Origin of the sequence: Pseudomonas parasichuanensis, assembly GCF_021601385.1 — a bacterium.
Taxonomy (GTDB): Bacteria; Pseudomonadota; Gammaproteobacteria; order Pseudomonadales; family Pseudomonadaceae; genus Aquipseudomonas; species Aquipseudomonas parasichuanensis.
Genome location: NZ_BQHO01000001.1, coordinates 107,287 through 122,876 on the forward strand (window position 1 = coordinate 107,287; position 15,590 = coordinate 122,876).

At 65.8% G+C, this 15,590-nt stretch carries 7 protein-coding genes; 5 read left to right on the forward strand and 2 right to left on the reverse strand.

Going from position 1 to position 15,590, the window contains the following annotated elements; translation table 11 throughout:
* The first annotated feature begins 158 nt into the window (after window positions 1-158).
* The 5 genes from L6D77_RS00560 to L6D77_RS00580 all read left to right on the forward strand — a co-directional run bounded on the left by L6D77_RS00560 (window position 159) and on the right by L6D77_RS00580 (window position 12,318).
* On the forward strand, window positions 159-611 hold the full coding sequence (locus L6D77_RS00560) for a GNAT family N-acetyltransferase (protein ID WP_232879915.1): 453 nt from the start codon (window positions 159-161) through the stop codon (window positions 609-611).
* Entirely contained in the window at window positions 608-976 is a 369-nt protein-coding gene (locus L6D77_RS00565; protein WP_232879914.1) for a DUF6916 family protein, read from the forward strand. The genes L6D77_RS00560 and L6D77_RS00565 overlap by 4 nt, the downstream gene beginning before the upstream one ends.
* Window positions 969-1,574 carry a phage tail protein gene (locus L6D77_RS00570; RefSeq protein ID WP_232879913.1) on the forward strand — a complete coding sequence of 202 codons (606 nt, stop codon included), beginning with the start codon at window positions 969-971 and terminating at the stop codon, window positions 1,572-1,574. The genes L6D77_RS00565 and L6D77_RS00570 overlap by 8 nt, the downstream gene beginning before the upstream one ends.
* An 89-nt stretch (window positions 1,575-1,663) precedes the next feature.
* Entirely contained in the window at window positions 1,664-10,792 is a 9,129-nt protein-coding gene (locus tag L6D77_RS00575; protein WP_232879912.1) for a DUF4347 domain-containing protein, read from the forward strand.
* Window positions 10,793-10,842: 50 nt separating this feature from the next.
* Complete coding sequence (locus L6D77_RS00580; RefSeq protein WP_232879911.1) at window positions 10,843-12,318, forward strand: TolC family protein; 1,476 nt, start codon at window positions 10,843-10,845, stop codon at window positions 12,316-12,318.
* A 76-nt stretch (window positions 12,319-12,394) separates the two neighbouring features.
* On the opposite strand, the gene L6D77_RS00585 is transcribed toward L6D77_RS00580, so the two are convergent.
* Together L6D77_RS00585 and L6D77_RS00590 are read right to left on the reverse strand one after the other, a co-directional pair.
* Entirely contained in the window at window positions 12,395-14,902 is a 2,508-nt protein-coding gene (locus L6D77_RS00585) for an ABC transporter permease (protein WP_232879910.1), read from the reverse strand.
* Window positions 14,902-15,585, reverse strand: a complete 684-nt coding sequence (locus tag L6D77_RS00590; protein WP_232879909.1) for an ABC transporter ATP-binding protein — start codon at window positions 15,583-15,585, stop codon at window positions 14,902-14,904. Before L6D77_RS00590 ends, L6D77_RS00585 begins: the two co-directional genes overlap by 1 nt.
* Window positions 15,586-15,590: the final 5 nt, after the last annotated feature.

Below are 15,590 nucleotides of genomic sequence, written 5' to 3' on the forward strand. Positions count from 1 at the left end.
ATTGTAGGACAGAGTGCGGTAATCTGATGTCAATTCGCCACAGTGTTAAATGTGACGCCCGTCACATAAGTCGTTAGCTCAACCGTATTTATTACAGGGAAGTTGCTTTGATGAGTTCGAAGTGCGCTGTGACGCTCCGTGCCTTGCATTCAGGCGATATGGCATTTATCGAGCGCCTCTATGCCGGTTCGCGTGCATTCGAAATGTCCCATAGCGGCTGGCCCGTCGAGCAGATCGTGGCCTTCCTCAGCCAGCAGTTCCACGCCCAGCACACCTATTACCAGGCCCACTACCACGATGCCGATTTCTGGATCATCGAGCATGAGGGGCAACCCATCGGGCGCATCTACATGTTCTGGGGCCCGAGCACGATGAACCTGGTCGATATCATCCTGCTCCCCGCTTACCAGGGCCGCGGTATCGGCTCCGCGCTGATCGACGAACAACTGCGTCGTGCCGATGAACTGGGCCTGGTCGTGAACCTGTATGTCGAGACCTATAACCCCGCGCAGCGCCTTTATGGGCGCATGGGCTTTGTCGTGTGCGGCAACAACGGCGTTTACCTGCAAATGCGCCGTCAACCGCAGTCAGCTTCCAGGAAGATTTCATGAGCGAATCCACCGTTTTCCTCATCCCCACCCGCGAGGATCTGCAACAGGCTGATCCCGAGGGATTCCTGCTGCAGATCACGCCCGAGCGGGCGTTGAAGGTCAGCTTGCTGCAAGTGCGCGAAGGGCTGCCGATGACCCCCGACTACGACTGTTATTCCCTGCTGATCGCGTTGCCCCTCGGGGTGCAATTGCCGCAGGCGGTGTTCAATCTTTTCGGTCCGGGGCGCGAGCAGCCCTGGATGTTGCTGATGTCGCCAGTCAAGCCCGAGCCCGATGGCCGACATGTGCTTGAGGCAGTGATTCACAGTAGCCGAGCCCAGGATTTCTCCAACGCATGTCAACGTAAGGAAGTGTCTGATGTCTGATCAGTATCTCGGCGAAATCAGGTTGGTGGGCTTCAACTTTGCCCCCTACGGTTGGTCGCAGTGCATGGGCCAGGTCTTGTCCGTCAGCCAGAACGCTGCGCTGTTCTCGCTGCTCGGCACCATGTATGGCGGTAACGGCCAGTCGACCTTCGCACTGCCAGACCTCCAGGGTCGGGTCCCGGTCGGTTACGGCAACAGCACCAACGGTGCGCCGAACTACGTCCAGGGCCAGGTCGGTGGGGTTGCGCAGGTTACCCCGCTGGTGTCGAACATGGCCGCGCACACCCACCCAATCGCCTCCACTCTGGCGGTGCAGGTCGATCCGACGACGGTGCTGAACGTCGAGGCCAACCTCACCGAGCCGGTTGCGGGCAGCTTCCTGGCCTTGCCGGTCGACAGCAACGGCAACGCGATCAACCTGTTCCACGCCCCGGACAGCAGCAAAGCCCAGATCAAGCTGGCATCCAACAACCCAACCCTGACCGGCACCATCGCTGCTGGCGTATCGGGCCAGAGCGTGCCGATATCGGTGATCAACCCGTACGTGGCCGTCAACTACATCATAGCCATGCAGGGTCAGTACCCAACCCGCGGCTGATTGCTACAACCGGCGCTGTCCCAGGGCAGCGCCACTTTTTCGAGTGCATCGCCAAAGCAGACGGTGCCGGGCATTCCAGGAGGTGCAGCATGAAATTCATCGAGCGATTTTCGCGCAAGCCCAGCCAGCAGCCGCAGCCGGCCGATGCCGCCCAGGCGCCGCTGTTGATGGCCCTTGAACCGCGAATCATGTTCGATGCGTCCGTTGGCGTGGTCGCCCAGGACGCCGCGGCCGATGTCGCCAAGGACACGGCCAAGGACAGCACCTCCGCAGACAAGACCGCTGCTTCGGCCGCCAGTGCCCCCAGTGCCGCCAGCAGCGCGCAGAACACCCAACGCCAGGAAGTGGTGTTCATCGACGGCCAGGTAGCTAATGTCGGTGAACTGCTGCAGGGCCTGTCGGGCAATGCCGAGGTGGTGATCCTCGACCCGAACAAGGACGGCCTGCAGCAGATGGCTGACTACCTCAAGGGTCGCGAGGGCCTGGACGCCATCCACCTGCTGTCCCACGGTGCTGATGGCAGCGTGCAGATGGGCAACCTGTGGTTGTCCAACGCCAACCTTTCCGAGCACCGCGCAGAGCTGGAAAGCATCGGCACCGCGCTCAAGGCCGACGGCGACCTGATGCTCTACGGTTGCCGGGTTGGCGAGACCGAGCGGGGCCAGGCGTTCATCGACCAACTGGCGCAGATCACCGGTGCCGATGTCGCCGCCTCCGCCGACGACACCGGTGCTGCGGACCTGGGTGGCAACTGGGCGCTGGAACGCACCAGCGGCACCATCGGGACCACTGCCCTGGGCGCGCAACTGCAGGGTTACGAGGCCCTCATGGCCGTCTCCTTCAGCGGCGATGCCAATGCTACCGGGCCGGTCCTGGGTACTGGCCAGTTGTCGCGGATGGTGGTCGGCGACTTCAACAATGACGGTCGCGCCGACATCCTCTACCAGATTGGCGGCGATGGGACCGCCTGGCGCTTCGCTGCGGGCAACGCCAACGGCACCTTCACCGTGGTCGACCAGGCTCAGTCGCCGTTTGCCAACGTGACGCTGGTCAACGCCGCAAGCAACGGCATCAACTACTACGCGGCGGACTTCGACAAGGACGGCGATATCGACTTGCTCGGCGTGGTGTCCGGCGGGGCGGCGTACCTCTACCGCAACAGCAACGGTGTTTTCAGCCAGGAAACCGCCGTCGGCTTCGGTGGCACCCAGTACAACGTGCGCCTGGTCGTGGGCGACTTCGACGGCGATGGCGCCGCCGATATCCTCTATCAACCCGGCAACGTCGACGCCGGCAACAGCTGGCGCTATGCCAGGAACAACGGTGACGGTACCTTCACCGATGTGGTGCAGTCCGCGTCACCGTTCGCCGCGTTCACCCTGGGCAGCTACAGCTCGTTCAACTACCGGGTCCTGGATTTCGATGGCGACGGCGACCTCGACATCATGTGGGTGTCCAACGGTTCCAAGGGCACGCTGTACCTCAACAACGGCGGCACCTTCACCCTGGGTTCGACCAGCAACTTCCCGACCACGCCGTACGGCGGGCGTACCCTGTGGGGAGATTTCGACGGTGACGGCGATGCCGACGTGTTCTGGCAGGACGGCACCAACGGCAGCGAGTGGAAGTACAGCGTGAACAATGGCGACGGTACCTTCACAACCGTCACCCGCGCCGTTTCGCCGTTCGCCGGCCTGAACATGGTCGACTTCAGCAACAGCAACTTCCGCGCTGGCGACTTCGATGGCGATGGCGACCTGGACGTCATCGGTATTTCCGCGACAGGCAGTTCCTACGTGTATTACCAGTCGGGTGCTACGCCCCGGTTGGTCAGCGCCACGCCGGCCGACGACAGCCTGAACGTATCGCCAGGGGCCAACATCACCCTGACTTTCAGCGAGAGCGTGAGCAAGGGCGCCGGCAATATCTACATCGTGCGTACCTCAGACAACCAGATCGTCCAGACCATCGACGTGACCAGCGGCCAGGTCTCCGGCTCCGGCACCACCTGGACCATCGATCCGTCGGACCTGGTCCAGGGCACCGCCTATGCCGTGCGCGTCGACAGCAAGACCTTCGTCAATACCGACGGCAAGGTCTACAAGGGTATCTACAACAGCACCGCGCTGAACTTCACCACCGCCACCGTGGCGGCGCCGGTGATCGCCAACCTCAACGGCGACGCAGTCAACTACGCCGAAAAGAGCAGCGGCATCCTCATCGACCAGAGCGACAACGCCGTGGTCACCGACGCCGACTCGGCCAACTTCAACGGCGGCAGCGTGCGCGTGTCGGTCACCGGCGGTGCCGTGACCAACGAAGACGTGCTGTCGATCTTGAGCCTTGGCACTGCTGCCGGGCAGATCTCTGTGTCTGGCAGCAACGTACTTTACGGCGGTGTCATCATCGGTGCGTTCACCGGTGGCAGCGGCGGCAACGCCCTGGTCATCACCCTCAACGCCAGCGCCGACGCCAATGCAGTGACTGCGCTGGTGCGCAGCCTGCAGTACAGCAACAGCAACACCACCACGCCGAACACCGGCGCGCGCACCCTCAGCGTCACGGTGACCGACGAGACCGGCACTACCAGCACTGCGGCCGCGGTCACGGTCAATATCCTGGCGGTCAACGATGCGCCGGTGGTCAGCGTCACCGGCACCAACCCGACCTTTACCGAGGACGGTTCGGGCGTGGCCGTGTTCAGCGGGGCCAGCATCAACACCGTGGAGGCCGGGCAGACTGTCGTCCTGATGACGTTCCGTGTCTCCAACCTGGCCAACGGCGCCTCGGAGAAACTGGTGATCGACGGCTCCGACGTAACCCTGACCGCCGGCACCAACCTCACCACCCTGAACAATGGCCTGAGCGTCTCGGTCTCGGTCAACTCCGGCACCGCGACCGTGACCGTGACCCACGCCGGGTTGTCCACCGCGACCGCGCAGACCATCGTCAACAACGTCGCCTATCGCAACGACAGCAACGCACCGAGCGGCACCTCGCGTACGGTCACCCTGAGCAACGTGCGCGACAGTGGCGGCACCCTCTACGGCGGCCAGAACACCACCTCGCCGAACATCGCCAGTGTCGTCACCCTGGTCGCAGTCAATGACGCGCCGACCTTGAGCGGTGGTCCGTACGTGATCACCTCGGTCAACGAGAACACCACCAGCGCTGCCGTTGCCGTGTCCACCGTGCTGGCCGGCGCCACCTATGCGGACGCGGATGCGGGCGCGGCCTCCGGCATCGCCATCATCGCCACCGTCGGTCGCGGCACCTGGCAGTACTCCACCGATGGCACCACCTGGACCGCCTTCGGCACGGTCTCCACCAGCAGCGCCTTGTTGCTGGACTCCAGTACCCAGATCCGTTATGTCCCGGACAGCGCCAATGGCGAGAACGTCTCCTTCACCTACCGTGCCTGGGACCGCACCAGCGGCGCAGCGTCGACCAATGGCGTACCCAATATTGGCGACACCACTGCCAACGGCGGCACCACCGCGTACTCCAGCGGGTCTGCCCAGGCCACGCTGATCGTCACCTCGGTCAACGATGCGCCGGTGATCACCCCGGTCAACCCGACCCTGACCGGCCTGACCGACAGTTCCACCAACAACAACGGCGACGCCGTCAGCACGCTGCTCGGCGGGGTGACCGATGTCGACACCGGCGCGCTCAAGGGCATCGCCGTGAACGGCCTCACCGGCACCTACGGCACATGGCAGTTCAGCACCAACAACGGCACCACCTGGAACGATATCGGCACCGTCTCGGATACCGCCGCGTTGCTGTTGCGTCCGGCCGACCGCGTGCGCTTCGTGCCCGATGGCATCCATGGCGAGACCGCCACCATCACCTACCGCGCCTGGGACCAGACCGTAAATCAGGGCTACCAGGGCACCACCATGAACATCGCCGGCAGCCTCGGTGGCGCCAATGGCTACTCCAGCGGCAGCGACACTGCCAGCGTGCTGGTCAACGCGGTCAACGACGCCCCGATCGTGACCGGCAGCGGTGGCAGCCTGGGCTGGACCGAAGGCAACAATGTCACCTCCACCCCGGTGGTGATCGACAGCGCCCTCGCCATTTCCGACCCGGACGGTCCTGGCATCGCCTCGGCCACCATCAGCCTGGGCGGCACCTACGTGCTCGGCGAGGATACCCTGGGCTTCACGCCCAACCCGGCGACCATGGGCAATATCACGGGCTCGTGGGACGCCGTCGCCGGCACCCTGACCCTGACCGCCGCGGGTGGCGCGACCCAGGCGCAGTTCCAGGAAGCGCTGCGTTCGATTACCTACACCAACGGCTCGGACACCCCGACCACGACCACCCGCACCGTGTCGATCAAGGTCAACGACGGCACCCTGGACTCCAACGTGGTGACCCGCGACGTCACGATCACCGCCGTCAACGACGCGCCGATGATCAGCGCCCCGACCAACGTCACCGTGACCGAGGACACCCTGTCGCCGGTCACCGGCATCATCCTCAGCGACGCCGACTCCAGCAGCGGCACCCTGACCCTGACCGTCACCGCCGGTACCCTTAGTGGCATCAGCGGCAGCGGCGTTACCGTCGCCGGCACCGGCTCGGCGCTGACCCTGAGCGGTACCCTGACCGCGATCAACAACTTCATTGCCGCCGGCAGCCTCAAGTACACACCGGTGTTGAACTCCAACGTCAGCGTGACCCTTGGCCTGAGCCTGGACACTGCCAGTGTCACCACTGACACGCGCAACCTTACCCTCGACATCACTCCGGTGAACGATGCGCCGACCATCAGCGGCCCGGTCAGCATCAACGTCACCGAGGACGTGGCCAAGTCCATGGCCGGCATCACCTTCGGCGATGTCGATGCTGGCACCGGCAGCGTCCGGGTGATCTTCAGCGTGGCCAACGGCAACGGTACCTTCAGTGCCAGCGCCAGCAGCGGGGTGACCGTGACCAACAACGGCACCAACGCCATCACCCTGGAAGGTACCGTCGCTGACATCAACACCCTGGTCAGCAATGGCCGCCTGACCTACCTCGGTGCGCTGAACGCCACCGGGGTCAAGACCATGTCGATCTCGATCAACGACAACGGCAACACTGGCAGCGGCGGGGCACTGCAGGTCAACGCCAACATCTCGCTGGTGATTGCCGCGGTCAACGACGCGCCGGTCAACAACCTGCCGGCAGCCCAGACTGTGCTTCAGGACGGCTCGCTGGTGTTCAGCAGCGCCAACGGCAACCTGATCACCATCAGCGACGTGGATGCCGGCGGCAACGTCATCAAGCTGTCCCTGACCTCCGTCAACGGGCAGATGACCCTGGGTTCGATCGTCGGGCTGAGCTTCGCCACCGGCGATGGCAGCAACGACACGGCCATGGTCTTCACCGGCACCCTGGCGGCCATCAACGCCGCGCTGAACGGCCTGACCTTCACGCCGCAGGCCGGCTACAACGGCACCGGCTCGATCACCTTCCAAAGCGACGACCAGGGCTACAGCGGCAGCGGCGGTATCAAGACCGACGTCGACACCCTCTCGATCATCATCTCGCCGATCAACCCGAAGGTCACCGGCGTGGTGGCGGCCCCGGGCAGCGACGGCGCGCACAAGGTGGGCGACCAGATCGACATCGTGGTCCAGTTCGACAACAACGTGATCGTCGACCAAACCTCCGGCACCCCGACCCTGCTTCTGGAAACCGGCGCGATAGACCGCCAGGCGGTATACCTCAGTGGCTCCGGCACCACCCAGCTGACCTTCCGCTACACCGTGCAGGCCGGTGATCTCAGTACCGACCTCGACTACGCCAGCACCGCTGCACTGTCGCTGAACGGCGCAGTCTTGCAGAGCCCCCAGGGCTACGCGGCGATCCTGACCCTGCCGACCCTGGGTGGCGCCAACTCCCTGGCCGGCCAGCAGGCCATCGTCGTCGACGGCGTGGCACCGAGTATCGGCAACATCGTGCTGCCGGGCGACGCCAACTACCGCCTCGGGCAAAACCTGGACTTCACCGTCAATTTCAGCGAAGCGGTCAACGTCAGCACCGCCGGCGGTACCCCGCGCATCGAGGTGACCCTCGACACCGGCGGCACGGCCTATGCCGAGTACGTCTCCGGCAGCGGCACCAGTGCCCTGGTGTTCCGCCTGGTGGTCGCCAGCGGCCAGCAGGACAGCAACGGCATCACCGTGGGCAGCAGCATCCAGCTCAATGGCGGCAGCATGCGCGATGCCGCCGGCAACGACAGCGCGATTGCCTTCAGCCCGGGCAACAGCAGTGGCGTGCTGGTGGACGGCGTGGTGCCGAGCGTGGCCAGCGTCAGCGTGCCGGCCAACGGCAGCTACAAGGCTGGCGATGTGCTGACCTTCACCGTCAATGCCAGCGAAGCCGTGTTTACCAGCGGCTCGCCACGCCTGGCCCTGGATATCGGCGGCAGCACTCGCTATGCCAGCCTGGTGCCGGGCAGCAGCAGCGGCGCGACCCTGGTGTTCCAGTACACCGTGCAGGCGGGGGACAGCGATGCCGACGGCATTGCGCTGGGCGCGAGCCTCGACCTCAATGGCGGGGCGGTCAAGGATAGCGCGGGCAATGACCTGGCACTGGCCCTGAACAGTGTAGGCAGCACCACGGCCGTGCTGGTCGATACCTCACTGCCGACTGCCACCAGTATTGCCCGTAACGACGTTTCGCCGACCGGCGCCGGATCGTTCACCTATACCGTGACCTTCAGCGAAGCGGTGACCCATCTGGATACCAGTGATTTCACCCTGGTGTTCACCGGTACCGCCCACGGCAGCATCGAGAGCATCAGCAGTGTCGATGGTCGCCACTACACCGTGGTCGTGGGCAGCCTGAGCGGTGCCGGCCTGGTGCGCCTGGACCTGAACCCAGGAACCGATATTGCCGATGCCGCCGGCAACCTCGTGGCCGCCGGGCTTGTTGGCGAGAGCTACAGCGTTGACCGGGTCGCGCCGACGGTCACGGGTGTGGATGTGCCGCTCAACGGCACCTACGTCGCCGGGCAGCAGCTCGACTTCACCGTGCACATGAGCGAAGCGGTGCAGTTGGACACCAGCAACGGCTCGCCACGCCTTGAAGTCACCCTGGACAACGGCGGCACGGTGTTCGCCGATTACCTGTCCGGTTCGGGCACCGGCGCCTTGGTGTTCCGCCTTACCGTCAGCAGCGGCCAGCTGGACGCCACGGGTATTCGTGTCGGCAACGCGCTGCAGCTCAACGGCGCAACCCTGCGCGATGCCGTCGGTAACGACGCGCAGACCGGCCTCAATGGCCTGCCGGCTACCGACGGTGTGCTGATCGATGCCGTGGCCCCGAGTGTTGCCAGCGTGGCCCTGCCATTGCCCGGTACCTACAAGGCCGGGGATGTGCTGCGCTTCACCGTCAACGCCAGTGAACCGGTGATCATCGACACCAGCACCGGTACGCCTCAGTTCGCCTTGACCCTTGATGGCGTGACCCGCTACGCGCAGTACGTATCAGGTTCGGGCGGCGCGGCGCTGGTCTTTGAGTACCGCATCCAGCCTGGCGACAATGCCGGCAGCGGCATCGCCCTGGCCGCCAGCGTCGACCTCAATGGCGCCAGCGCCCGTGACGCGGCGGGCAACGCCATGGACCTGGCGCTGAACAACCCTGGCAATGGCAGCAGCGTGGTGATCGATACCCACGCGCCAAGTGCCCTCGAGATCGTGCGCGTCGACACCACGCCGACCAGCGCCGGCGCTGTGCGCTACACCGTGACCTTCGACGAAGGTGTCTGCGGTGTCGACAGTGGCGACTTCACCCTCGCCTTCAGTGGCAGCGCCAGTGGGCGCATTGCCTCGGTGGAGCAGGTCAATGGCCGCACCTATGTCATCGTCGTCGACAACCTGGCCGGCATCGGCAATCTGCGCCTGGACCTGAACGCCAGCGGTACCGGCATCGTCGATGGGGCGGGCAACCCGATCACGGGTGGCCTGGCAGGCAACAGCTACGCCATCGACCGCGTCGCACCGGCGGTCAGCAGCGTGAGCGTGCCGGCCAGCGGCAGCTACGTTGCCGGCCAGTCGCTGGACTTTACGGTCAACACCGATGAGGCGGTGCTGGTGGACACCGGCAGCGGCACGCCGCGCCTGGCGATCACCCTGGACAACGGGCGCGTGGTCTATGCCGACTACCTGGCAGGTTCCGGCGGCAGCGCCTTGACCTTCCGCCTCATGGTCACCAGCGGCATGGCCGGCAACAGCCATTTCGGCGTGGCCGCCAACATCGACCTCAACGGCGCGAGCATGCGCGACGCCCTCGGCAACGATGCACAGACGGCCCTGAACAATGTCGGCGATCTCAGCGGCATCCTGGTCGATGCCCGCGCGCCGCGACCGATCGGCATCGTGGTCGATGGCCCGGTACTGCCGAGCGACCGCACCTTGAGTTTCACCCTGACCTTCGATGAGGCGGTCAGCGGCGTCGATGCCGCTGACTTCAGCGTGCTGGGCACCGGCAGCGCCACTGGCGTGCTGCAGTCGGTGCAGCGCATCGATGCGCAGACCTATCGCGTCGTGGTTGGCGACCTGCGCGGCCAGGGCACGTTGGCATTGAGCCTGAGTGCCTTGAACAGCGGTATCCAGGATGCGGTCGGCAATCAGCTGGCGGTGAACCTGGTCGGCCAGGCGCAGACCTTGCAGTCCCAGGATGTCGGCGATCTGCAATACCGCCTTGACCCGCCGCAATCGGTCAGCCAGGTGCAAACGCTGCTGGTACAGCCGCAGGCGCCGACGCTGCCGAGCAACACCAGCGTATCGCCGTTGGTGCCGCCTTCGCTGTTCGAAGTGCGTAGCGTCGGCGGCGACCTGCAGCCGCTGGGCACCATCTTCCTGGGCAACGCCAGCAGCGCGCCAAGCTTCATCGCCCAGGTGTTCGGCAGCAGTGACAGCGCTGCCGGCATCAGCGGGCAGGGCGGCTTCCTGGGCTTCGGTGGCGACAGCGCCGGGGTGTTCGGCAGCAGCACGCTGGCCAGCATCTTCAGCCACGACGTACCCGGCGTGAACGAGATGAGCGTGTTCAACGGCAATCATTGGCGCCCGGCGGATATCAACCAGGGCCTGCGCGGGGTGTTCGGTGCGCCGACCTTCGGCCAGCAATTGCAGCACATCAACGAAGCCGACCAGCGCCAGGTGCGCGAGTTGGCCAATGCCCTGGCGCAGCCGACCCAGATCGGACAGCAGGCATGACTTACAGCACAACACTTGATAAGCGAGCCGTACCAGGGGGCGGCCCAAGGATGAAGAAAAGCCACACACTGTTTGCCGCCAGCCTGCTGGCGCTAGCCGTCAGCGGTTGCGCCGTCACCAGCCAGCCCATCGAGCGCAGTGCCAGCGAGGCGCGCGCGCGCACCGACCTGGCCAGCATGTTCAAGGACCAGGAACCGCTCAACGGGCCCCTGACCCTGCACGAGGCCATGGCCCGCGCGGTGAAGTACAACCTCGAAGCGCGCCTGAAGGTGATGGAGGAGGCCCTGGCCAAGCGCCAGGTCGACCTGGCCCAGTTCGACATGCTGCCGCGCATGGCGATGGAAGCCGGCTATGCCGGTCGTAGTAATACCAGCGCCTCCAGCAGCCAGAGTGTGCGCACCGGCACCCAGTCCCTGGAACCCTCGACCTCGCAGGACCGCGACCGTGACGTCGCCGACCTGACCATGGTGTGGAACGTGCTGGATTTCGGTGTCAGCTATGTCAGTGCCAAGCAGCAGGCTGACCAGCGCCTGATCCTTCAGGAGCGCAAGCGCAAGGTCATCCATACCATCACCCAGGACGTGCGTTCGGCTTACTGGCGCGCAGTAGCGGCGCAGCGTCTGTTGAGCCAGATCGACAGCATGATGGGGCGCATCCATCAAGCCCGTGACAACAGCCAGAGCATGACCGCGCAGCGCGTCGGTGACCCGGTGCAGACGCTGAGCTACCAGCGCGCGCTGATCGAAGCCACCCGCCAGTTGGAGGACCAGCGTCGCGCGCTGTCCCTGGCCAAGACCGAGCTGGCCGCGCTGATCAACTTGCCGCTGAACAGCGACTTCACCCTGGCCCCGGACGACGGCTACGCGGTGCCCGAGTTCAAGGGCGATTTCAGCAAGCTCGAAGAGCAGGCCCTGGCCAGCCGTCCGGAGCTGCGCGAGCAGGACTACCAGGCACGCATCAGCGCCGCGGAAACCCGCAAGGCCATGCTGCGCATGCTGCCGGGCCTGGAGTTCTCCGCCGGAGGGCACTACGACAGCAACTCGTTCCTGACCAACCAGAGCTGGGCCGACTACGGCGTCAAGGTGACCTGGAACCTGTTCAACGTGCTCTCGGCACCTGCGGCGATCAAGGTCGCAGAGGCGGGCGAAGATGTGGCCGCGGCGCGTCGCCAGGCCATGTCCATGGCGGTGCTGGCGCAGTTGTACGTGGCCAACGCCAACTACAACGAATCGGTGCGCCAGTTCCGCACCAGTGAAGAGCTGGCAACCCTCGACGGGCAGATCGCCGAGCAGCTGCGCAACCGCTACCAGACGCAGAACATCGGTGAGCTGGAGCTGATTCAGGGGGAGTTGAACAACCTTCAGACGCAGCTCAAGCGCGACCTGGCCTACGCCGAGCTGCGCAATGCCTATGCGCAGCTGTATGTCAGCTCGGGGACCGATCTGCTGCCTGAGACCTTGCCGGACAGCAACCTGCAGACCATCGCCACGGCATTGCGCAAGGGGGAGGCCAGCTGGAATCGTTGAGGCTGCACAACTGTCTCCTACAGTGGGCCTGCAAGCCGGTGCTACATAATGTGGCACCGGCCAAGCTCACACCGTGCTACCCCTCGCGCAACACTGTCAACGGGCTGGCATTCAGCGCCCGCCGAGTGCCAATCACCCCCGCGCCGCCCACCAGTATCGCACCCGCCAGTGGCAGCCCCAGCAGCCATGGGTGTGGCGCCCAGTGCAAATCGAAGGCATAGCGGTACAGCGCCCAGGTAATCAGCTCGCAGCCCAGTGCGGCGAGCAGGCCGCTGACCGCGCCAAGCAATCCGAATTCAATGCGCCGGGCTTTGACCAGCAGCGGCCTTGCAGCACCCAGTGCGCGCAGCAGGGCGCCCTGGCGAATGCGTTCGTCGAGGGTTGCCTGCAGGCCTGCGAACAGCACTGCCAATCCCGCAGCCAAAACGAACAACAGCACATACTCCACCGCCAGCGTCACCTGGGCGAGGATGCTGCGCAGTTGGCCGAGCAGGGCGTCGACTTGCAGGATGGTTGCCGCCGGGAATGCCCGTGACAGCGCGACGACTTCCTGGTCGTGCCCCGGGGCAAGGTAGAAGCTGGTCAGGTAAGTGGCGGGCAAGCCCTGCAACGTGCCGGGCTGGAAGATCATGTAGAAGTTGGGCTGGAAGCTGTCCCAGTGCACCGTGCGCAGGCTGCTGACCCTGGCCTGGCGCTGCAGGCCACCGATGTCGAAGGTCAGCAGGTCGCCCAGTTGCAGGTTGAGGCTCTGGGCCAGTTCCGCCTCCACCGACACGCCGGGTATGGCGTCGTCCTGCGGCGCCTGTTGCCACCAGTTGCCGGCGCTCAGTGCGTTGCCCTGGGGCAGTTCTGCGGCCCAGGTCAGGCTGAGGTCGCGTTGGATAGCCCGCTCGCCGGTGGACTCCTTGCTCACCAACTGGCGAACCGGCTGATCGTTGATGTGGGTGAGGCGGCCGGGGATCACCGGGTACAGCGGCGCTGAGGTCGCGTTGATCTGCGCCAGGCGCTCGGCGAACGGCTGGCGCTCATCGGGCAGGATGTTGAGGGCAAAATGGTTGGGCGCATCCTTGGGCAATTGCGCCTGCCAGTTGTCGAGCAGTTCTGCGCGCAGCAGCGCCACCAGGCCCATGGCCAGCAGGATCAGGCCGAAGGCCAGGGCCTGGCCGGCCGCCGCCAGTGGGTGGCGTAACAGCTGGCCAAGCCCCAGGCGCCAGGCCAGCGGTGCACCGGCCAGCAGCTGGCGCAGGCTGCGCAAACCGAGCAGCAGCAGGCCGCCGAGCAGCAGCGCGGCAATCAAGCCACCCCCCAGCAGGGCGAAGGTGAGCAGCAGGTCGAGGCTCAGGCGCCACATGATCAGGCCCAGGGCGAGCAGGGCTGCGCCATACACCAGCCAACTGCTCGGCGGCGTGGGCAGCAGGTCACGGCGCAGCACCCGCAAGGGTGGCACGCGGCCGAGGGCGGCCAGTGGCGGCAGGGCGAAGCCGGCCAGCGCCACCAGCCCGGTGCCGACCCCGGCAAGCGCGGGCGCGAGGCCGCCGGGGGGCAGTTGGCTGGGCAGCAGGCCTTCGAGCAGGCGGAACAGGCCCAGTTGGGCGAGCCAGCCGAGCAGGGCGCCGCCGAGGGCTGCGACCGTGCCGAGCATGGCCAGTTGCAGGCAGTACAATCCCAGTGCCTGCCGCCGCGACAGGCCCAGGCAGCGCAGCAAGGCGCTGGCGTCCAGGCGCCGGGCGGCGTAACGGCTGGCCGACAGGGCCACGGCGACACCGGCCAACAGCACGGCCACCAGGCTGGCCATGTTCAGGTAACGCTCGGCCTTGCCCAGCGCCCCGCCGATCTGGCGGTTGCCATCGCGGGTGTCGAGCAGGCGCTGGTGGGCGGCCAGGCTGGTTTCGGCGGTTTGCCGGTAGCGTGCCAGCGCGTCGAGGTCACCTCGCCACAGCTCCCGGTAGCTGACCCGGCTGCCAGGCTGGATCACCCCGGTGGCGTCGAGGTCGGCGAGGTTCATCAGTACGCGCGGTGTGAGGCTGTAGAAGTTGTTGGCGCGGTCTGGCTCGTAGGTCAGTACACGGCTCATGCGCAGGGTCTTCATACCCACATCGATGCTGTCACCCACCGACAGCCCTAGCGCTGCCAGCAGGCGTGGCTCAACCCAGGCCTCGCCGGGTGCCGGGCCGCCACCAGAGGTTTCTGCGGCATAGGGCGCGGCGGCACTGCGCAACTGGCCGCGCAAGGGGTAGGCAGGGTCGGCGGCCTTGATGCTCGACAGCTGGATGCCGTTGTCGCCGCCGACCACGCTGGTGAACTCCACCACCTGCGCATGGCGCAGGCCCAGCGCGATGCCATCGGCTATCTGTTGCGCCGTTGCCGGCGCGCTGCCTTGCAGTACCAGGTCGGCGCCGAGGAATTCGCTGGCGCGCAACTGCATCGCGCCGTTGAGACGGCTGCCGAAGTAACCGATGGCGGTACTCGCCGCCACGGCCACCAGCAGTGCGAAGAACAGCACGCGCACTTCGCTGGCGCGGGCATCGCGTAACAGCTGGCGCAGCGCGAGCGCCCACAGGCGCAAGAAGGGCAGACGAGTCATCAGGGCTCCAGGGGCGCGACCAGGCGGCCGGCATCCAGGCGGATAAGGCGGCGGCAGCGGCTGGCCAGGCGCTCGTCGTGGGTGACCAGCACCAGCGTGGTGCCGCGCTCCTGGTTCAGCTCGAACAGCAGGTCGCTGATGCGCTCGCCGGTGTGGCTGTCGAGGTTGCCGGTGGGTTCATCGGCAAACAGCACGGCCGGTTGCGCGGCGAACGCGCGGGCGATCGCCACCCGTTGCTGTTCGCCGCCGGACAGCTGGCGTGGGGTATGGCTGAGGCGCTTACCCAGGCCGACCCGCTCCAGCAGGCTGCGGGCATGCTCGCGGGCATCGCGGCGGCCATCGAGCTCCAACGGCAGCATCACGTTCTCCAGGGCATTGAGGCTGTCGAGCAGTTGGAATGATTGGAAGACGAAGCCGACGTGTTCGGCGCGCACCCGGGCCCGCTGATCTTCATCCAGCGGGCCGAGGTCGTGGCCGGCCAGTATGACCTTGCCGGCGCTGGGGCGATCAAGCCCGGCAAGCAGGCCAAGCAGGGTGGATTTGCCGGAGCCGGAGGCGCCGACGATGGCCAGGCTGTCGCCTTGGGCGAGGTCGAGGGAGAGTGCGTGGAGGATGGTCAGGTCGCCTTCCGCGCTGGGGACCACTTTGCTAAGGTTCTGCGCAACGAGAATGCTGGGGCCCATGGAGA

Bases quoted from the DNA above. Each gene is read 5' to 3' on its own strand.
- L6D77_RS00560 (WP_232879915.1), top strand. From the start codon at position 159: ATGGCATTTATCGAGCGCCTCTATGCCGGTTCGCGTGCATTCGAAATG.
- L6D77_RS00565 (WP_232879914.1), top strand. From the start codon at position 608: ATGAGCGAATCCACCGTTTTCCTCATCCCCACCCGCGAGGATCTGCAA.
- L6D77_RS00570 (WP_232879913.1), top strand. From the start codon at position 969: ATGTCTGATCAGTATCTCGGCGAAATCAGGTTGGTGGGCTTCAACTTT.
- L6D77_RS00575 (WP_232879912.1), top strand. From the start codon at position 1,664: ATGAAATTCATCGAGCGATTTTCGCGCAAGCCCAGCCAGCAGCCGCAG.
- L6D77_RS00580 (WP_232879911.1), top strand. From the start codon at position 10,843: ATGAAGAAAAGCCACACACTGTTTGCCGCCAGCCTGCTGGCGCTAGCC.
- L6D77_RS00585 (WP_232879910.1), bottom strand. From the start codon at position 14,902: ATGACTCGTCTGCCCTTCTTGCGCCTGTGGGCGCTCGCGCTGCGCCAG.
- L6D77_RS00590 (WP_232879909.1), bottom strand. From the start codon at position 15,585: ATGGGCCCCAGCATTCTCGTTGCGCAGAACCTTAGCAAAGTGGTCCCC.